This window comes from Blautia sp. MSJ-9 (assembly GCF_018919065.1).
Lineage (GTDB): Bacteria > Bacillota > Clostridia > Lachnospirales > Lachnospiraceae > Blautia_A.
Genome location: NZ_JAHLQG010000012.1, coordinates 17,979 through 37,356 on the forward strand (window position 1 = coordinate 17,979; position 19,378 = coordinate 37,356).

At 40.8% G+C, this 19,378-nt stretch carries 19 protein-coding genes; 5 read left to right on the forward strand and 14 right to left on the reverse strand.

The genetic code is table 11. The features are described from left to right. Positions 1-40: 40 nt before the first annotated feature. Positions 41-1,513, reverse strand: a complete 1,473-nt coding sequence (locus KQI87_RS02605; RefSeq protein ID WP_216458797.1) for a sensor histidine kinase — start codon at positions 1,511-1,513, stop codon at positions 41-43. After that, positions 1,510-2,529, reverse strand: a complete 1,020-nt coding sequence (locus KQI87_RS02610; RefSeq protein WP_216458798.1) for a sugar ABC transporter substrate-binding protein — start codon at positions 2,527-2,529, stop codon at positions 1,510-1,512. The genes KQI87_RS02605 and KQI87_RS02610 overlap by 4 nt, the downstream gene beginning before the upstream one ends. Positions 2,530-2,707: 178 nt before the next feature. On the opposite strand from KQI87_RS02610, the gene KQI87_RS02615 reads away from it, so the two are divergent. The 4 genes from KQI87_RS02615 (at position 2,708) to KQI87_RS02630 (ending at position 5,924) form a co-directional block, all read left to right on the forward strand. Beyond that, positions 2,708-3,502, forward strand: a complete 795-nt coding sequence (locus tag KQI87_RS02615) for a polysaccharide deacetylase family protein (protein WP_253292340.1) — start codon at positions 2,708-2,710, stop codon at positions 3,500-3,502. Positions 3,503-3,615: 113 nt separating this feature from the next. Beyond that, positions 3,616-4,407: a YesL family protein gene (locus KQI87_RS02620; protein ID WP_118590480.1), complete on the forward strand. Its 792-nt coding sequence runs from the start codon at positions 3,616-3,618 to the stop codon at positions 4,405-4,407. Then, on the forward strand, positions 4,404-5,351 hold the full coding sequence (locus KQI87_RS02625; protein WP_118609338.1) for a TIGR01212 family radical SAM protein: 948 nt from the start codon (positions 4,404-4,406) through the stop codon (positions 5,349-5,351). Before KQI87_RS02620 ends, KQI87_RS02625 begins: the two co-directional genes overlap by 4 nt. 60 nt (positions 5,352-5,411) lie before the next feature. After that, positions 5,412-5,924, forward strand: coding sequence for a DUF4364 family protein (locus tag KQI87_RS02630; protein WP_117674391.1), 513 nt, complete (start codon positions 5,412-5,414; stop codon positions 5,922-5,924). A gap of 25 nt (positions 5,925-5,949) precedes the next feature. On the opposite strand, the gene KQI87_RS02635 is transcribed toward KQI87_RS02630, so the two are convergent. The 3 genes from KQI87_RS02635 to KQI87_RS02645 form a co-directional block, all read right to left on the reverse strand. Next, on the reverse strand, positions 5,950-7,380 hold the full coding sequence (locus KQI87_RS02635) for a glycoside hydrolase family 1 protein (RefSeq protein ID WP_216458799.1): 1,431 nt from the start codon (positions 7,378-7,380) through the stop codon (positions 5,950-5,952). 34 nt (positions 7,381-7,414) lie between these two features. Further along, a complete protein-coding gene (locus KQI87_RS02640; protein WP_216458800.1) occupies positions 7,415-9,304 on the reverse strand; it encodes a beta-glucoside-specific PTS transporter subunit IIABC in 1,890 nt (629 codons plus the stop codon). 114 nt (positions 9,305-9,418) lie between these two features. After that, on the reverse strand, positions 9,419-10,270 hold the full coding sequence (locus KQI87_RS02645) for a PRD domain-containing protein (protein ID WP_173680836.1): 852 nt from the start codon (positions 10,268-10,270) through the stop codon (positions 9,419-9,421). 461 nt (positions 10,271-10,731) lie between these two features. On the opposite strand from KQI87_RS02645, the gene KQI87_RS02650 reads away from it, so the two are divergent. After that, on the forward strand, positions 10,732-12,051 hold the full coding sequence (locus KQI87_RS02650) for a replication-associated recombination protein A (protein WP_216458801.1): 1,320 nt from the start codon (positions 10,732-10,734) through the stop codon (positions 12,049-12,051). 132 nt (positions 12,052-12,183) lie between these two features. Here KQI87_RS02650 and KQI87_RS17460 read toward each other — a convergent pair whose 3' ends face one another. From KQI87_RS17460 to KQI87_RS02690, 9 genes are all read right to left on the reverse strand, one after another. Continuing rightward, positions 12,184-12,339, reverse strand: coding sequence for a MarR family transcriptional regulator (locus tag KQI87_RS17460; RefSeq protein WP_216458802.1), 156 nt, complete (start codon positions 12,337-12,339; stop codon positions 12,184-12,186). After that, a complete protein-coding gene (locus KQI87_RS16475) occupies positions 12,318-12,962 on the reverse strand; it encodes a DEAD/DEAH box helicase family protein (protein WP_253292341.1) in 645 nt (214 codons plus the stop codon). Before KQI87_RS16475 ends, KQI87_RS17460 begins: the two co-directional genes overlap by 22 nt. Then, the gene (locus KQI87_RS16480; protein ID WP_253292342.1) at positions 12,955-13,302 is read right to left on the reverse strand and encodes a DEAD/DEAH box helicase family protein; all 348 of its coding nucleotides are present in this window, start codon (positions 13,300-13,302) and stop codon (positions 12,955-12,957) included. Before KQI87_RS16480 ends, KQI87_RS16475 begins: the two co-directional genes overlap by 8 nt. A 509-nt stretch (positions 13,303-13,811) precedes the next feature. Next, positions 13,812-14,435, reverse strand: coding sequence for a cytidylate kinase-like family protein (locus tag KQI87_RS02665; protein ID WP_117674389.1), 624 nt, complete (start codon positions 14,433-14,435; stop codon positions 13,812-13,814). A 14-nt stretch (positions 14,436-14,449) separates the two neighbouring features. Beyond that, on the reverse strand, positions 14,450-15,160 hold the full coding sequence (locus tag KQI87_RS02670; protein ID WP_020993607.1) for an ABC transporter ATP-binding protein: 711 nt from the start codon (positions 15,158-15,160) through the stop codon (positions 14,450-14,452). Positions 15,161-15,172: 12 nt separating this feature from the next. Beyond that, on the reverse strand, positions 15,173-15,931 hold the full coding sequence (locus KQI87_RS02675; protein ID WP_025578122.1) for an ABC transporter ATP-binding protein: 759 nt from the start codon (positions 15,929-15,931) through the stop codon (positions 15,173-15,175). Between the two features lie 3 nt (positions 15,932-15,934). After that, entirely contained in the window at positions 15,935-16,990 is a 1,056-nt protein-coding gene (locus KQI87_RS02680) for a branched-chain amino acid ABC transporter permease (protein ID WP_117674483.1), read from the reverse strand. 10 nt (positions 16,991-17,000) lie between these two features. After that, a complete protein-coding gene (locus tag KQI87_RS02685; RefSeq protein WP_216458803.1) occupies positions 17,001-17,888 on the reverse strand; it encodes a branched-chain amino acid ABC transporter permease in 888 nt (295 codons plus the stop codon). A gap of 249 nt (positions 17,889-18,137) precedes the next feature. Beyond that, a complete protein-coding gene (locus KQI87_RS02690; RefSeq protein ID WP_117674387.1) occupies positions 18,138-19,292 on the reverse strand; it encodes an ABC transporter substrate-binding protein in 1,155 nt (384 codons plus the stop codon). Between the last annotated feature and the right edge of the window lie 86 nt (positions 19,293-19,378).

Consider the following 19,378-nt stretch of genomic DNA (forward strand, 5'->3'; position numbering starts at 1 on the left):
TTTCGCCATACATTCATGCAAGTATACCACCATTCTCCTATCAGACCGGTATATAAATCACAACTTCTGTACCTTTATTTTCCCCGTCACTGTTGATTTCCACAAGCCCCGATTCTTCATAATAAAGTTCCAGCCGGCTGATTACATTGTTCATACCGATTCCGGTGGAATCGCTCTGCTCATTACAGTGCTCTTTATTTCCGGACAGAACACTCTCTATCTGCTCCGGTGTCATTCCTTTTCCATTATCTTTCACACTGATTCGGATATAATCCGCATCTCCGGTAACTGTCAGGTGGATTTTCCCCTCCCACTCAATATCCCGGATTCCATGATTTACCGCATTCTCCACGACCGGCTGTAAAATCATACTTGGGACACGTACATTCTCCAGTGATTCATCTACATCTTTGTTGAAATGAATATCCCCAGCAAACCGGACATTCAGAATGTAAATATAATTATCAACAGCTTCCAGTTCCTCTCCCAGAGTAGCATCCTCCTGTCCTTTCTTGACATTATAGCGGAAAAAGTCTGCCATTTTTTCAACGAAGATTCCTGTCTGCTCCGCATCCTCCATCATAGCAAGCTGAGCACCAGCATTCAGAGAATTAAACAGGAAATGTGGATTGATCTGTGACTGAAGATATTTTAGCTGAGCCTCTTTGAGGTGGTTTTCCATAAGAAGCTCTCTCTCCATCATCTGCTGCTCTTTCTCCATACTTGCCTTCGTTCTTGTTATATACAGATCCAGATTCTCAACCATGGTGTTAAAAGCCCTTGTTACCATTCCAAGTTCATCCTGTGCATCTGTATCATGCATTTTTACATGGAAATTTCCCTGACCTACCAGCTGTGCGGTCTCGGCCATATTTGAAAGAGGAACAAACATCTTTCTGGTCACCTGGAAAAGCAGAACCATTCCGCCTGCTACGATTCCAAGCATAATGATCGTATTGCTGACTTCCAGATAGCGCATTACCGCACGCAACACAGAATATGTATTGGAATTCTCCTGAAACATCAGATTATTCAGTTCCTCGATGGAGGACTGTATGTAACTGTAAAGCTTTGTTGTCTCATCATATTTTCGCTTATACTTCTCCACATTCCTGCCTCGTTTGGCCGCAACAGTCTCGGCTGTGCAGTCCAGATAAGTCTCTGACATTTTTCTGATATTTCGTTCCAGCAGTTTCACAGAATCATCTATATTCTCCTCATTAAGCTTCTCAAGCTGATCTCTGTACTTCGCTTCATTCTGATAGTAGTCCAGAAGCGCCTGAGAACTTTTTACCTTAAGATAACTATACATATTATCCTGTACTTTCTCAAAAATCTGTGAAAGCTCTGTAAGCTCTGTATTGCTGGCATAAACATTATCCATCCTCTGCATAGAATTATTGATTCGTGCATAGAAGAGCATATTCATAGAAAAAAGAAGAATCGCGATCATTCCCACTTCTATAATGATCTTACTGACCAGAGAAAAATCTCTCCATCGTATCTGTTTCATTTCGGCTGTGCCTCCCTTCTCATTGCACGTACTGCCTCTCTGTCCAGGAAGTTAATATCTACGTTGTAATAAGAATTCGTTCTTCCATCCTTCTGATATTCTGTAAGAGCTTCAATACTATATCTGCCAAGCTGTTCTGTATCCACGTCACAGGTAACTGAAATTACACCTTTTTCCACTGCTGTCAGAATATCATCGGAACTATAATAACCTATGATCGTAACCTTTCCCGCAAGATTAAAGTCAAGGACTGCCTGACGTGCACATTCGGTAGTATCTTCATCCATGCATACCAGAATATCCGGCACTTTATCTTTCTGCTGAAAAATATCTGTGACTGCTTCTTCTGTCTCAAAAATTCCCGTTGAAAGCAGATTCTTTCCTGTTACCTGAATACTTTGTGAGTCACCGGCTTTAGCCTGAGCTGCATTGCTGATCTGAGTATAGATCTGACTCTGATTCATATCGTCGATGTTCTTTTTCAACAGAATCAGGATACTTTCTGTATCTTTTGTCACATATTCTGCTACTTTTTCCCCATAGGCACTTCCCAGCTGATAATCACTCACACCGACGAAACTCTGGCGTTTACTGTGAACTGCGTCTCCCATGACAGTGACAACAGGAATTCCTTTCTGAACCGCTTCGTTGATCTTTGCTTCCAGCCCCTGTTCTCCATTATATTGCAGAATAATTCCATCTACGCTGGAGGCGATGCTCATGTTCATATAATCCAGCTTTGTGTAGTCATTGTCATTGCTGCTTTCCTGAAGTTCAAGAATTGCATCGTTCTTCTTCGCCCATTCCTGCGCGCAGCCATAAACAGCCTGCCAGAATGAAGAGTCCGGACTATCTACGATCATGTCATATTTGTATCTGTATACTTCGCTGTTTGCTTCCTCCTGATTGCTTTTACCAGTCAGCCCTTCATAGTAGGATTCTCCCGTTATGTAAAAAACCACCAGAATGCCTGCCAACACAAGGAATATGATTAGATTTGTCTGTTTCTTTTTCATTTCATTCTCCATCAACTATCTAAGTATATTTTTCTACAGCCGGTCATATCATTACCGGTCCTGTAAAAGCCAAACTGTATTTATTATACAATAAATCGGTATGTTTTGCTTTCTTTTTTTCATATAATACAGTGTATTGCCTACCATTTCCTAATTATTCAATGGAGAGATTATGAAAATGATATCAAATAAAATCGCTTCTAAAATTAAATACCGATGTCTTATCCCCTTATGTGTTCTTTTACTTTTTGCGTTCTTTTTCGCTGATACAGACAGACGCATCCAAACCCTCACCACAATCGCAGGCCCCGGTATGCTTTCTCTGGTAAATCAGTCACTTACCTCTGCCGACCAGAATGCAGCCGCAGTTTCCAAATATTTTTCTCCGGAAGTCTCCAACACACTTCCGTCAAAAGAAGCTCCAAGAATCGCCCTTACCTTCGATGACGGGCCAAATTCCAAGTATACGCCCCTTCTCCTGGATGGTCTGAGAGAAAGAAAAGTTCATGCATCTTTTTTTCTGATTGGGGAAAATATTGAAGGGAATGAAGATATCCTTCAGCAGATGCGGCGCGATGGTCACCTGATTGGAAATCACACCTGGGACCATGTACAACTTAATAAAATACCAACTCAGAAAGTTCGCATGGAAATTGAAAAAACAAATAATCGTATCTATGAAGCCACAGGTGTTTATCCCTCCTATGTGCGCCCTCCATTTGGTGCATGGCTCAAAGATATGGAGCTGTCTGTTACCATGCTTCCTGTTTTTTGGGATGTTGATACACTGGACTGGAAGAGTCGGAATATAGGCTCCATACTTTCTATTGTAGAAAAAGAAGTTCGTGATGGTTCCATCATTCTCATGCATGATGGCTATCAGACTTCTGTTGATGCGGCATTAAAAATCGTTGATCTGTTCTCCGAAAAAGGATATGTTTTTGTCACTGCCGACCAGCTGCTGGTTACCTGATCATGTTTACATAATCAGGTATTGTTGTTCCTGTAAAAAGGTTTGCTTTTTCCTAACTGATTCGTTATACTAACAGTAATTACATTATATGTACAAAAGGAGTAATCAAACGAATGGACAAATTATTTAACATGGACAACAAGTTCTTCACCGTAATGGGACGTGTGGCTGACCTTATCATGCTCAATGTGGTCTGCCTGATCTGTTGTCTGCCAATCGTAACCATTGGAGCGTCACTGACTGCACTCCACTATGTCACACTGAAAATGACACGTAATGAAGAATCTTATATCATCCGAAGCTTCTTTAAATCTTTTAAACAGAACTTCAAACAGGCAACGATCATCAATCTGATCATGCTTGTTATTGCAGCTATCCTCTATATGGATTTAAATATCGTACCAAACCTTGGCGGAACTATGTCTCAGGTACTGTATATTCTTTTTATTGCTTTCGGTATTATATATCTGATGGTATTTTTGTACATCTACCCGGTACTTGCGAAATTTTATAATTCTATAAAAAATACATTCCGCAATGCATTCCTGATGTCAATTCGCCATCTTCCATATACACTCCTGATGGCAGTCATCACACTTATACCTTTTGCAGTATTTTTTGTTCCGAATGTCCGCGCCCAGTCCCTGCTGTTTATGGTTCTGATCCTGTTTGGAATTTCACTGGAAGCATTTATCAACGGACATTTTCTGGTAAAGATTTTTGATAACTATATTACAGAAGATACAGATTCCGAAAACACTGATTCACTGGATACTTTTAGTTCAGTTGAATCTGCTGCTACACCTGGAGAAAACATTTCCACAGAATCTGTAACTGCAACAACAGAAAATTCAACTACTGACACAAACAAAACTCTTACTACGGGAGATACTCACACAGTATGAGAAAGTGGGGAGAAAAGCCATATCACTCCCTGGACTATATGCTCAGGGAACGGTTTGGTGAGAAAGTTTATAAAGTTACATTAAACGGTGGAATGTCCTGCCCTAACCGCGATGGCAAGATTGGAACCAGGGGCTGTATCTTCTGCAGTGCAGGAGGCAGCGGTGATTTCGCCGCAGATGCTGCTCTTTCCATCACCGACCAGATTGAAAGTCAGATTGCTATTCTGTCACAGAAACGGCCGATTCACAAATATATCGCGTATTTTCAGGCGTATACAAACACCTATGCTCCTGTAGAATATCTGGAGAAAATTTTCACAGAAGCGATTACGCATCCGAAAGTCGTGGCTCTTTCTATCGGCACGCGTCCTGACTGTCTCAGCCCTGAGATTGTAGAACTCTTATCACGGCTTAACAGACAGAAACCGGTATGGGTGGAACTTGGTCTCCAGACAATACATGAAACAACAGCTCAGTATATCCGCCGGGGATATCCGCTTTCTGTTTTCAATGATGCTGTACAGCGCCTGCGAAAAGAAGGCATTGAAGTAATCGTCCATACAATTCTCGGACTGCCCGGAGAAAGTAATGAAGATATTCTTGCAACCATGGAATATCTGAATCAGATGGACATCCAGGGAATCAAGCTACAATTACTTCACGTGCTTCGCGGAACCGATCTGGCAGCTGATTATGAGGAAGGAATGTTTCAGACTTATGAAAGAGATGAGTATCTGTCACTGCTTATCGAATGCCTGGAGCATTTACGCCCGGATATCGTCATCCACCGTATTACCGGAGATGGCCCTAAGGATTTGCTGATCGCACCATTATGGGCAAGCCGGAAACGTGAAGTATTGAATCTCCTGCACCATCGGATGAAGGAACAACAGAGTTTTCAGGGCAGGCTATATAAAACCGCTCCAGACTCCAACAAACAGTAACTTTCGGGAAATTTTAGACAAGATATCAAATTCTCTGCAACTTTACAAAAGGAGGGAACTATGTCAACACCATTTACTATTTACAAACTGATCGTATTATATATGCTTCAGAACACTGATGATACGCTGACTAACTCACAAATCTCAGAATTTATTCTGGATCGGGAATATACAAATTATTTCCACCTCCAACAGGCAATCTCTGAGCTGGTGGAAGCAGAATTGATCACCATGGACACCCGTTCCAATACTTCCCATTATCGTATCACCGAAGATGGCAGAAAAACCCTCTCCTTTTTCCAGAAAGATGTCTCTCCTGAAATCAAACAGGAAGTCAGAGAATATCTGAAATCCACCGGATTCAAAGCCCAGGAACGCATCGTCACCCCGGCCGACTATTATATTACTAAGCATGGAACCTACTCAGTAAGATGTCAGCTTATCGAGAAAGGAAACTCCCTTATCGACTTAAACATCGCCGCCCCAAATCTCGAGGCCGCACAGTCGATTTGTAAGAAATGGTCTACGCACTATCAGGAAATATATGCAAAAATAATGGAGGAGCTTTTATAGAGCTCCTCCTTTTAATTTAATTCTTTTAATTTAATTCTTCCCCACAGGATTCAATAACTTTCTTATACCAGTAAAAAGAATCCTTTCGTATTCTTGAAAAATCTCCTGTTCCGTCATCATTTTTATTCACATAAATCAGACCATATCTCTTCTTAAACTCACCTGTCGAAGCACTAACAAGATCCGTGCATCCCCAACAGGTATATCCCATCAATTCTACCCCATCATGGATTGCTTCTTTCATCTGTTCTATGTGAAGACGCATATATTCAATACGGTACTCATCATGAATTCTTCCATCTTCTGTTAACTGATCCACTGCACCAAGACCATTTTCTACAATCATAATCGGAATCTGATAACGATCATAAATCTGATTCAGCACATATCGAAGTCCCACTGCATCAATCTGCCAGCCCCAATCAGATGCTTTTAGATATGGATTTTTGAGATTATCTCCTCCGTTTCCGGCAGTCGTTTCGCCCTCTTTTGTTACACTTACACAGTTACTGGAATAGTAACTGATAGATACAAAATCAACAGTACCATTTTTAAGTATCTGTGAATCCTCTGGCATTGTCTTCAATTCAATATTATGTTCTTCAAAAAATCGACTGGCAAATCCCGGATAGTACCCTCTTACATGAACATCTCCTGCAATAGAATTATGAATCTGTCCAAATTTCTGTGCATAAAGAACATCCTGCGGATGACAGGTATATGGATATCCGTTATGATAAGCCAACATACATCCCAGTTTATTCTCTTTATCAATTTCATGTGCCATAGAAACTGCATGTGCACTCGCTACAAGCTGATGATGCATTGCCTGATAACGACTTTGTTCACATACATCTTCCGGATCCAGCATTCCTGCACAAAATACTGCACCAAAAGGCTCTGTCAGCATATTGATTTCATTAAAAGTAAGCCAGTATTTTACTTTTCCTTTATATCGCTCAAATAAAATTTTGGCAAAGCGAAGATAAAAGTCTATCAGCTTACGGTTTTTCCATCCCCCATATTTCAAAGAAAGATGAAGTGGATTTTCATAATGTGAGATCGTAACTAACGGCTCAATTCCATATTTTCTTAATTCATCAATTACACCATCATAAAACTTAAGTCCTTCTTCATTAGGTGTCTCTTCATCCCCATTTGAAAATACTCTGGACCATGAAATAGAAAAACGATATACTTTAAATCCCATTTCGGCAAACAATGCAATATCTTCTTTCCAATGATGATAAAAATCTGTTGCCTGATGATTCGGATAAAATTCTTCTTCCAGCGGAACTGGCGGTGTCAGTCTACGTTCCTTATCCACACTTCCTCCTGTAAGGATATCTGCGATTGAAGGGCCTCTTCCTCCCTCATCCCATCCGCCTTCATACTGATTTGCTGCTGTTGCACCTCCCCAAAGGAAATTCTGCGGCATACGATTATAATTTTTCATGTCTTTTCTCTCCAATTTTTAAACAACAGTCTTTTTATACCACTGTCAGAAATTTGTCCCCCGCATTAATTGCGGTATTTTCTTTTTCCATACATACTGCTTTAATGTAATCGGAAATATTTGTCACTACCATTGGTGTGATCAGATTATATCCCTCTCCTTTAATTGCTTCCAGATCAAACTCAACAAGAAGAGTGCCTTTTTTTACTTTGTCCCCATCAGAAACATAAGATTTAAAATATTTGCCTTTTAAATTTACAGTATCAAGTCCAATGTGAATAAGTACTTCTGCGCCACTATCCGTTACAAACATAATTCCATGCTTGCTGTCCATAATATTGGCAACCGTTCCATCAGCAGGTGCATAAACTTTTCCTTCTTCCGGTATGATAGCAGCTCCATCTCCCAGTACTTTTTCTGCAAATGTTTTATCAGGAACATCAGAAAGTGCCTTTACTGTTCCTGATACCGGTGCACAAAGTTCAATCTTTTCTACAAGTGGTTTCGTATTATTCTGCTGCGTTTTTTCTGCTTCCTTTGACTCTGTTTTCTTTTCTTCCTGTTCAGGCTCAGCATCTTCAAATCCAAAAATAAATGTAAGAACAAAAGATGCTACAAATGATACAACAATCATAATAATTCCATAGAGCAGGTTACTCATTCCCTTTTCTCCAATAAATGCAGGAATAGCCATAATACAGTTCTGAGCAATATAAAGAGATACGTGAAGAAGCCCACCAACAATTCCACCAATTCCAGCTGCAATAGCTGCGGCTACAACCGGACGTTTAAGTTTAAGTGTAACACCATAAAGTGCCGGCTCTGTAATTCCCATCAGTGCAGATACACCAGCTGCACTTGCCAGCTGCTTCATGTTCTCATCTTTTGATTTCACTGCTACTGCAAAAGAAGAACCAGACTGTGCAATATTAGAGCATACCTGTGAAACGAAGATCAAACTATCTGTTCCGCCTGTTGCGATTGCATTCAGTCCGATTGGCGTTAAAGCATGATGCATACCTGTCATAACGATAAATGGGAAAGTTGCTGCCAAAATACCAACGATAATAAATCCAAGTTTTGCAGATAAAAAGTTAATTGCTACTGCCAGTCCATTACCAATAATTGTTCCCAATGGTCCTACTACGATCAGCGCGATCGGTGCACTGATAAGAATTACTAACGTAGGATTCAGAATCAATTTCACCATCTTCGGTGTAATACGGTCTACTAATAATTCAATATAATGTGTAATCCATACCATCAGAATTACCGGAATAACTGAATAGGAATACGTTGCTTTTGTAATCGGCAATCCAAAAAGTGTAATAGCAGCATCTGAAGCTACCATACTGACAAATGCCGGACTTAGGTAAACACCTGCGATAAACAATGCCAATGATTGATTTACCCGGAAAACTTTAGCCGCATTTGCAGCAATCAGGAATGGCATAAAATAAAAGGTAACATCACCAATCATACTGATTACCTGATATGTACTGCTGGTATCAGTTACAAGATGGAATGTGGTAAGTAATGAAAGTACAACTTTGATCATACCAGCTGCTGTAAGAGCAGGAATCATCGGTGTCATACATCCGGTAATCGAATCAATAATTTTTGATACTACACTCTTAGAACTCTGAGACTCGGCTGCTGGCGCATCATCAGTCGGAACACCTTTGTTCTCCAGTGCCTTGTACATCTCATTTACTTCATTTCCGGCAATTACCTGAAACTGATCTTCATGCCAGTTTACTCCGGAAATTCCTGAGACTTTCAAAATTTCTTTTTCATTGATCTTCGTTCTGTCCTTTACATAGAAACGAAGTCTTGTCATGCAGTGAAACAGACGGGTAATATTTTCTTTTCCGCCAAGCGCTGCAATAAGTGTGTCTGCAATTTCTGCATAGTCCTTTTTCATTCTGGGACCTCCTTTAATAATAAATATTAGAATTTATGATTAAAGGTCTTGCCTGAAAAGATGTGCTTTATTTTACTCAAAACACATTTCAGTAACAATCCATTAACACCTTAATTATAAAGTTTCCAACCGTTTCTGGTCTTCTGTGATTTTCTGAATATGAATCGTAAGATACAGCATTTCGTCTTCTGTCAGCTGATAGTGGTATTCATCTTCCATCATCAGATAAATCATTTTCACGCATCCATATGCGTCTTTATACTGTTCTTTAATAATCTGAAATAACTCTCCGTTTTCATCATAATGAAGTTCCTTATGAAGAAATCTCTGTGCAAAATATTTCAGATGAGTAAGAAAACGCTGATAATACAGATTCTCTTCCTGGAATTTTAAATTATCATAATATTTCTGAACTACATCCAAAATCTGATGTACAATAATCGAAATCTGATAACTGTCTGTTTTACTTCCATCTTCTGCATTGACAAAATGCAATGCAAAGAATCCTGCCTCATCCACTACCAGATTTACCTGAAATGTCTGATTTACTCTTTTTAAAAGTTCTAAACCTATTTCATATTCTTTATGATAGAGTTGTTTTATATCCAATAAAAGCATATTTTGAATCTGGATTCCCTGATTCAGTCTGGATATTGCCCCCATAATATGATCACTCAGTGAAAAATAAATACTATCATTTAACTCCAGTCCTTGTTTCTCTTTCACTTCATTCACATAAGCTTCTACAAAATCCAGATATTTTTCCGGAATAGAAGCAAAATATCCCTGTATCTCTTTACTGATCTGTGCTGTTTCCGCAGTAAAAATCTTTTCGATCAAAGTTTCATCAACCTGTTGCCCTTTTTTCTTTTGAAATGCAATCCCGCACCCCTTTACAATAATCTCATGACCCTGTTTATCTTTGGATAGAATCAGATTATTATTTAAAATCTTATAAATAGTCATAAGCTCCCTCTCCCCTGCTGCCAGATAAATAAAAAAAGACCATTACAGTATATAGAAATTCTCTTTATATACTATAAGGTCTTGCCTGACGATAAAAAATATTCCAGTAACAATCCTTCTGAACGATTTATAGTTTATTCAATTGCTATATGCAAGAATAGCAGAAAATTTTCTTTCTGTCTATCTGGAAAAATAGATAAAATAATTCTTTATTTTTTGTGAAATTTTTCTAAATTTTCGCTTTATATTAACCTATAGCTTTTTTTATAATACTGTTACTCCATCTACAGTAATACACTTCGTGATGCACAGAATTTATGCCAATCTTTACAAAAAAACTTTAATACGTTATACTTAAGCAAATATATGTTCTTATAGTCACCACGGTCGGTGCAAAACGTGTGCCACCGGCACACTGCACCATCAAATCATCAACAGATAATTATTTTATGGAGAAAATTATGGATTTATTTGAATATGCAAAATCAAAAACTCTGGATCAGGAGTCTCCTCTTGCTTCCAGACTGCGCCCTACTACCCTGGATGAAGTAGTAGGCCAGCAACACATTATCGGAAAAAACACCTTGCTCTACAGAGCAATAAAGGCAGATAAACTAACCTCAGTTATCTTCTACGGCCCTCCGGGAACAGGCAAAACCACTCTGGCAAAAGTAATTGCCAACACCACAAGCGCTGAATTTACCCAGATCAACGCAACTGTAGCCGGCAAAAAAGACATGGAAACTGTTGTCAAAGAAGCGCAGCAGAATCTCGGCATGTACGGAAAGAAAACCATCCTCTTCATCGACGAGATTCACCGTTTCAACAAAGGCCAGCAGGATTATCTCCTTCCATTTGTAGAAGACGGAACCATCATTCTTATTGGCGCAACAACAGAAAATCCATACTTTGAAGTCAATGCAGCTCTTATCTCCCGCTCCATCATCTTCGAACTGAAATCTCTGGAAATTCCTGAGGTAAAAGAACTCATCCTCAGAGCAGTCAACGATAAGAAAAAAGGAATGGGAAACTATAAAGCCCAGATAGATGAAGACGCACTCGATTTCCTCGCAGACATGGCAGGCGGAGATGCCAGAAATGCTCTCAACGCCATCGAACTTGGTATCCTTACTACACCAAGAAGTGAAGACGGAATCATTCACATCACCCTTGATGTCGCTTCCCAGTGCATCCAGAAACGAGTAGTCCGCTACGACAAAAACGGAGACAATCATTACGATATCATCTCCGCTTTCATCAAAAGTATGAGGGGGTCAGACCCCGACGCTGCAGTCTATTACCTTGCAAAAATGCTCTACGCCGGAGAAGACGTCAAATTCATTGCCCGCAGAATTATGATCCTCGCCTCCGAAGACATCGGAAATGCTGATCCTCAGGCCCTCTGCGTAGCAGTAGCAGCCGCCCAGGCAGTAGAACGCGTAGGAATGCCAGAAGCCCAGATCATACTCTCCCAGGCAGTCACCTACATGGCCTGCGCTCCTAAGAGCAATTCCGCTGTCAACGCCATCTTCGTAGCTATGGACTCCGTCAAACGCACAAAAACCACCGTCCCGCCTCACCTCCAGGACGCACACTACGGCGGTCACGAAAAACTAGGTCATGGAATCGGCTACAAATACGCCCACGACTACCCCAACCATTACGTAGACCAACAATACCTCCCAACCGAAATCCAGGGAGAACACTTCTACGAACTAAGCGACATGGGGTATGAAAAAACACTCAAAGAATACCAGCACTGGATTAAATCTCAATCCTAATTAAAAGTCTTCAATACTTCTTTTAATTGAGTGATAATTGAGTTCTTTTTTTAGGAAACTCAATTATCACTCAATTCACAATGCTCTACAACAATGCACATATTGCGTCGTTTATCAAACCACCTTTGCCTTCTATTTTCTTACAACCCACCTGCCACTTCTATTAGAACCCTGTCTTTCAATCAATCCCTCTTTCTGCAAATCTTTTATTATCTTCTGGACTTGTTTTCTTGTAAGCTCAAACTCTTCCATAAGTTTAACCTGTGTTATTTTAGGATTTTCTTCCATCTGACACAATATATTCTGTCTAATTTCGGCTCCTTTTCGGCTCCTTTTTGATTATTTTCTAATTTGTTTTCTTTCAAGAATGCTTCATGCACAAATAATCTTGAAATAAAATAGCTATGATCCTCATCTGTCTCAAACTCCGGTTTCGGCAAACGTATCTGACTTGGATTAACAATTTTCTTATCCAACTGTGACGGAACATAATCCACATCTTCATCCATTTGCCTCCATCGCTTAGCTCTGGATAAACGATCACGATATTCAATCATCTGTTTCATCAGATGTGCACCATTTTTTCCAACCTCCGTTTCTATCAGAAAAACATCTTCACCTACGTTCACACCATCTATAATTGCCTGTTCACGCGTATATTCACTGACTATATTTTCATTAAAGAAAGCAAAAGTCCGGTTATCAGGTGTTGCAGTTAATCCAATAATAAAAGCATCAAAATAAGTCAGCACCTGACTCCAGACATTATAGATAGAACGATGACATTCATCCACAATGATACAATCAAAAAACTCTGGTGGATATTTCTCATTATAAGCTACTTCTTTCGGAGCTTTGCTTTCAGCAGTTACATATTCAACAAACGGAGCTTCTTCTGCTGATTCATCCAAATGTCTTTCCCGCCCCTGTTGCCATCTGCACTAGTGCCCTTGGACGATTATCCGCAAATGATTGATCCAGATTATTAATCGCATTAATTTGACATTTTCTGAATCCCTTTACATCTAAAAGTGAAAACTGCTTCATATTATTTCGAATCGTATCTGGCTGCTGAATCAAATCAAATAATGTCTCAGGCCGATGAAAAGAAAACACTGTACTGGTAGGAAATTCACGAACCGCTACACCAAGAGAAGCTGTAAGATTCAATCTTTTCAAATCCTGTATCGCCCATCCAGACTGACAAAGCTTATCATCAATCACACAACGTGCTTTTTCTTCCGGTGTCATATCCTTCTTCATCTCCCTTATACATATTCATCATCTATGTAGTACCTTACTCTCTATTAAAAATAAGTATATCATCACCCCACATACTTCGCAAGAACATACGATTTTTTATAATACTCTTTTTCTTTTCCCTCTCTATTATCCCGCCCAAGAATTAACCACTTACAACTCCCCCGCAGGGCATTTTGCCTCCTGCAAAATCCCCAGACATACATCTTTTTCCACGTCCAGTAACCAGCGCAGGCAAATAGTTTCTTTCGTGTGCATTTGCAGGATACTTAGATATTCTTAGGTATCAAAAATCCGCGTTATGAGAAGAAAAGTCCTTTGTCTGAGCGCAAGCGAGTAATCCAGACTTTTCTTCTCATGCTTTTAGCGGATTTTTGATACCTTAGAATATCTTAGTATCCGAAACCGCACACGAAAGAAACTATTTGTCTGCGCGTCCCCCCACCCACGAAAAAAGCAGCCCCTTTCCCTTCCGAAAGAAACTGCTTTTTTCCATCCTTTTATTTAATTCCCATAACTTCCATCTGCGCCAGAATCGCATCCACACACTTCTCAAATCCCAGCTTTCCTGAATTCAGGCACAGATCATAATTTGTCGCATCACTCCAGTCCCCGCCTGCAAATTTACGATAATAATCCTGTTTTCTCTTATCATCTTTGCGAAGGAACTTCTCAATTTCCTCATCACCACCGCTAATCTTCTCTCTGGACTTCTCAACACGGAATTCCCATGGTGCATGAATAAATACTCTCAGTGTATTCGGTCTGTCTCTGAACACATAATTCACGCATCGTCCCACGATTACGCATGGCTCCTTCTCAGCCAGATCATTCGCAACCTTTGCCTGATAATTAAAAATATTCTCATCAGAAATAAATCCCTTCTGATCCGGTGCTATCAGTGCCCCTTTATAAAGACCGGTCTTATTAAACAGTGACGCTTTTACTTTTGTCCCTTCTTCAACCTGACCAAATAACTTTACATCAATACCGCTCTCATCTGAAGCCATCTGAATGATCTCTTTACCATAAAAAGGAACTCCCAATCTCTTAGCCAACATCTGGCCAACTGTACGTCCACCGCTTCCATACTGTCTCGCAATGGTAATTACAAAATTCTCCATAAAACCCCTCCTGTTTATTCTCCAAGATATGCCTTCTGAACAGACTCATCATGAAGAAGATCACTTGCCTTACCTTCCAGTGTAATCCTTCCGGTCTCAAGAACATAAGCTCTGTCAGCAATAGAAAGAGCCTTCTTCGCATTCTGCTCAACCAGCAGAACCGTTGTTCCGCTCTCACTTACCTCTTTAATAATATCAAAGATCTCATTTACAAAGATTGGTGAAAGACCCATGGACGGCTCGTCCATCAGAATGATCTTTGGCTGACTCATCAGCGCACGTCCCATAGCGAGCATCTGCTGCTCACCACCACTTAAGGTACCTGCTGTCTGATTCTGACGTTCCTTCAAACGTGGAAAACGTTTATACACTTTCTCAATGGTCGCATCAATCTCATTTTTATCAGATCTTGTAAAAGCACCCATCTTCAGATTCTGAAGAACAGTCATATTTGCAAACACACGTCTTCCTTCCGGAACATGTGCCATACCCATTGTTACGATTTTGTGAGGCGGAACCTTTGTGATATCCTGTCCGTCATAAATAATATGTCCTGATTTTGCACGAAGAAGCCCGGTCACTGTATGCAGAGTAGTAGTCTTGCCTGCACCATTGGCACCGATCAGCGCAATAACCTCACCTTCATTTACAGAGAAAGAAACACCCTTCAATGCCTGAATCATTCCATAATAAACCTGTATGTCCTGTACTTCCAGTAATGCCATCTGTCTCTCCTCCTATTCTCCAAGATATGCCTTGATAACTTCCGGATCATGGAGCACATCTGAAGTCTTGCCCTGTCTCAGAACATGACCAAAGTTCAGCACAGTCAGTTCCTCACAGATACCTGAAACCAGCTTCATATCATGCTCGATCAGAAGAATGGTCATATCAAAGTTATCACGAACAAAACGGATGGTATCCATCAGTTCCTCAGTTTCATTAGGGTTCATACCAGCAGCCGGCTCATCCAGAAGAAGAAGCTTCGGCTTTGTTGCCAGTGCTCTGGCAATCTCCAGCTTTCTCTGTTTACCATAAGGAAGGTTGGATGCAAGGATATCTGCCTCTTTGTCCAGATCAAACACCTTCAGAAGTTTCATGGCTTCCTCATTCATGGTCTTCTCAACCTTAAAGTATTTCGGAGTATGTACAATACTTGTAAAAAGGCTGTATTTATCATGATTGTGAAGTCCTGCCTTTACATTGTCCAGCACACTCATCTGATGGAACAGACGGATATTCTGGAATGTTCTGGCAATTCCCGCTTTGTTGATATCAATGGTACTCTTTCCGGTGATATCCTGTCCGTCCAGATTGATAATTCCTTCATCCGGCTTATACACACCTGTAAGAAGATTAAAGATTGTAGTCTTACCGGCACCGTTCGGCCCAATCAGACCATAAAGCTGTCCTTTCTCGATGGAGACATGGAAATCATCCACTGCATGAAGACCGCCGAATGAAATATTTAAATGATTTACTTCCAGCAATGCCATAGCTTATGCCTCCTTTTTCTTAAATCTGCTTAAAAAACGCTCTCTCATCTCAATCGCCTTCGGTGCCCAGTTGATCAGCATCATAACGATCAGTACGATTGCGTAGAACAGCATACGATAATCGCTCAGTCCACGAAGAAGCTCTGGAAGGAGATTCAGAATTACTGCCGCGATGATAGAACCACGCATATTTCCGATACCGCCAAGAACGACAAATACCAGGAACATAATAGACATGTTATATCCGAAGTTCTTCGGAAGTGCTGTTAAAGTTGCGAGGTTATGAGCATAAAGCACACCACCGATACCGGCCAGCGCTGCAGAAATTGCAAATGCTTTCAGTTTGTACTTTGTAATATCAATACCGATAGATTCTGCTGCGATACGGTTATCACGGATTGCCATGATTGCACGTCCGTCACGTGAATTGATCAGGTTCAGAACCACAAATAAAGTAACCAGAATTAGAACCACACCAATCGTAAATGTTGACTGTCTCGGTGTACCTGTGATACCCATAGCGCCACTGATGATCATCTTTCCGTCAGGTTCCATACCCAGAGACATCTGGTCTTTCATGGAAAAATGAATTCCGTTACTGTCGATTCCCACATAAAGAACATTGATGATATTCTTAATGATCTCACCAAATGCCAGTGTTACGATAGCAAGATAGTCACCTTTCAGACGAAGTACAGGAATACCGATCAGGAATCCGAAGATACCTGCACACACAGCTCCGATGATCAGAGCAATGAAGAAACGAAGCCCTGCATTTGTAAATGTGTCCATAGTTGCCTTTGTAAATGCTGCACTGGTGAATGCACCGATACACATAAATCCGGCATGGCCAAGACTTAACTCACCCAGGATACCAACCGTCAGGTTCAGGGAAAGTGCCAGGATAATATATACACAAAGGGGCACCAGCAGACCCTGCATCAAGTTAGAAAGCAGATTCCCTGCAATCAGTCCCTGTACGATCAAATATGCTGCAAGAACCATTCCGTATGTAATGAGATTGCTTTTTGTTGTTTTGTTTAATTTCTTCTTTTCCATGTCTGCCACCTCACACTTTCTCCTGAATGTTCTTACCAAGAATACCGGTAGGTTTCACAACCAGAACCACGATCAGAACACCGAATACAATGGCATCTGCCATCTGTGAAGAGATATATGCTTTACCAAAAATCTCCAGGATACCCAGAACAATACCACCGATAAAAGCACCCGGAATAGATCCGATACCGCCGAATACTGCAGCAACGAATGCCTTGATACCAGGCATAGCACCTGTATATGGTGTCAAAGACGGGTATGCAGAGCAGAGAAGCACACCTGCGATTGCTGCAAGTCCGGAACCGATTGCAAAAGTAATGGAGATTGTTTTGTTTACGTTAATACCCATTAACTGGGCAGCGCCTTTATCCTCAGATACGGCAAGCATTGCCTGTCCTGTTTTTGTCTTGCTGATAAAGAGCATCAGACCTGCCATGATCAGGATACCGCCGATAATGGTTACGATGGTTACACCTGTAATCACGATAGAACCACCTGCAAGTTTCAGGGATGGAAGGCTGATCACGTTACTGAATGATTTAGTATCTGCTCCCCAGATTAGAAGGGCTACATTCTGAAGCAGGTAGCTGACACCGATGGCTGTGATCAGAACAGCCAGAGGTGAAGCTGCATTACGCAGTGGTCGATACGCAACGCCTTCGATCACAACGCCCATGAGTGTACAGATGATAATGGACAGCAGGATAGCTAAAATCGGATTTAATCCCATGCCGCTGACTGCGACATAAACCACATAAGAGCCGACCATGATAACATCTCCATGAGCAAAATTCAGCATTTTAGCGATTCCGTATACCATGGTATAACCAAGGGCGATGATCGCATATACACTTCCGAGGCTGATACCACTGATAAGATATGATATAAAACTACTCATAGAAGTCTTTCCTTTCTTATATTTAAATAATTTTATTGTGTGTAAAACTGGCAGATTTGCCTTTAGCGAAATCTGTCTTGTTTATTTTGCCAAAAGCAAATCTGTCATTAACGCATTAATGTAATAACGTATTAGGCAACAGGGCTGTCTGCATAATTCAGACAGCCCCGTTGGCATACAAACCATTGTCCACTTTAGGAACAATCGCATTTTATTTCTTATGAAATCTTTTCAGTTATTCCGATTTCATTACTCCATTGCTGCGTAAGCACCATCTTTGATCTCTACAGCTTTCGGAGCTTTGTTCGGCTCACCGTCTTCTGTCCATGTGATCTCGTCACCTGTAACACCTTCCAGTGTGATCTCGGTCATGCCTTTTTCAAGTGCTGCACAGATATCTGCAACATCCATGTCTGCTTTTACATCTTCTTTTTCTGCTGCTGCTTTGATTGCGTATACTGCATCATAAGCATCTGCTGCGAACTGGTTTGGTGTGTCTTTGTAAGCATCTTTATATGCTTTTACAAAGTTCTGGGTTTTCTCATCTGTAGAATCTGCTGCAAATGGTGTAAGAAGCATCAGACCTTCTGCAAGAGATGTATCAAAGTTTTCTACACCAAGGATACCGTCCATACCATCGCATCCGAAGAATTTAGTTTCAAATCCCATGCTGTCTGCCTGTGCAAGGATCAGGGAAGCTTCTGTATAATAAATTGGAAGGAATACTAATTCAGCACCGCCGTCTTTTGCTTTCTGAAGCTGTACGGAGAAGTCTTTATTGTTATCAGCAGTGAATGCTTCAGAGGAAACGATCTCAATACCCTGATTAGCTGCTTCTGCTGTGAAGTTCTGTGTGATACCTGATGAATATACATCAGAGCTGTCATAGATAATAGCTACTTTTGTAGCAAGTTTATGCTCTCCAATGTACTGAGCTGCTGCAGTACCCTGGTTCGGGTCAGAGAAGCATACACGGAATACGTTCGGGTTAGCAACACACTCTGTTGCAGATCCGGATGGGGTGAGCTGGAACATATTGTCTGCTGCTGTTTCATTTGCTACAGCTACACAAGGTGTGGAAGTAACTGTACCAACCAGAATGTTCATTCCCCAGTCTTTTAATGCATTGTAAGCGTTCAGGGATTTCTCTGCATCGTTCTCATCATCTTCGAATTTGAACTCTACCTGATATCCGTTGATTCCGCCGTCTTCGTTTACTTCGTTGATAGCAAGTTCTGTTGCATTCTTTACAGCCTGTCCGTAGATTGCTGCTGCTCCGGTTACAGGTCCGATTCCACCGATCTTAAATGTAGCATCATCTGCAAATACAGATACAGGTGCAACTGTTGACATTACCATTGCTGCTGCCGCAGTAACACTGATGATTTTTTTCAGGTTTTTCATAATAAAATCCTCCTTATATTTTGTCAGCCCTTTCGTCCCTCTTACGGCTCATAAGGTTAGCTTCCGTTACCATTCATTCCATCTGG

Bases quoted from the DNA above. Each gene is read 5' to 3' on its own strand.
- KQI87_RS02685 (WP_216458803.1), bottom strand. From the start codon at position 17,888: ATGAGTAGTTTTATATCATATCTTATCAGTGGTATCAGCCTCGGAAGT.
- KQI87_RS16480 (WP_253292342.1), bottom strand. From the start codon at position 13,302: ATGACACCGGAAGAAAAAGCACGTTGTGTGATTGATGATAAGCTTTGT.
- KQI87_RS02640 (WP_216458800.1), bottom strand. From the start codon at position 9,304: ATGAAAAAGGACTATGCAGAAATTGCAGACACACTTATTGCAGCGCTT.
- KQI87_RS02690 (WP_117674387.1), bottom strand. From the start codon at position 19,292: ATGAAAAACCTGAAAAAAATCATCAGTGTTACTGCGGCAGCAGCAATG.
- KQI87_RS02650 (WP_216458801.1), top strand. From the start codon at position 10,732: ATGGATTTATTTGAATATGCAAAATCAAAAACTCTGGATCAGGAGTCT.
- KQI87_RS02620 (WP_118590480.1), top strand. From the start codon at position 3,616: ATGGACAAATTATTTAACATGGACAACAAGTTCTTCACCGTAATGGGA.
- KQI87_RS02680 (WP_117674483.1), bottom strand. From the start codon at position 16,990: ATGGAAAAGAAGAAATTAAACAAAACAACAAAAAGCAATCTCATTACA.
- KQI87_RS02670 (WP_020993607.1), bottom strand. From the start codon at position 15,160: ATGGCATTACTGGAAGTACAGGACATACAGGTTTATTATGGAATGATT.
- KQI87_RS02615 (WP_253292340.1), top strand. From the start codon at position 2,708: ATGATATCAAATAAAATCGCTTCTAAAATTAAATACCGATGTCTTATC.
- KQI87_RS02675 (WP_025578122.1), bottom strand. From the start codon at position 15,931: ATGGCATTGCTGGAAGTAAATCATTTAAATATTTCATTCGGCGGTCTT.
- KQI87_RS02605 (WP_216458797.1), bottom strand. From the start codon at position 1,513: ATGAAACAGATACGATGGAGAGATTTTTCTCTGGTCAGTAAGATCATT.
- KQI87_RS02645 (WP_173680836.1), bottom strand. From the start codon at position 10,270: ATGACTATTTATAAGATTTTAAATAATAATCTGATTCTATCCAAAGAT.
- KQI87_RS02635 (WP_216458799.1), bottom strand. From the start codon at position 7,380: ATGAAAAATTATAATCGTATGCCGCAGAATTTCCTTTGGGGAGGTGCA.
- KQI87_RS02610 (WP_216458798.1), bottom strand. From the start codon at position 2,529: ATGAAAAAGAAACAGACAAATCTAATCATATTCCTTGTGTTGGCAGGC.
- KQI87_RS17460 (WP_216458802.1), bottom strand. From the start codon at position 12,339: ATGGAAGAAAATCCTAAAATAACACAGGTTAAACTTATGGAAGAGTTT.
- KQI87_RS02630 (WP_117674391.1), top strand. From the start codon at position 5,412: ATGTCAACACCATTTACTATTTACAAACTGATCGTATTATATATGCTT.
- KQI87_RS02625 (WP_118609338.1), top strand. From the start codon at position 4,404: ATGAGAAAGTGGGGAGAAAAGCCATATCACTCCCTGGACTATATGCTC.
- KQI87_RS02665 (WP_117674389.1), bottom strand. From the start codon at position 14,435: ATGGAGAATTTTGTAATTACCATTGCGAGACAGTATGGAAGCGGTGGA.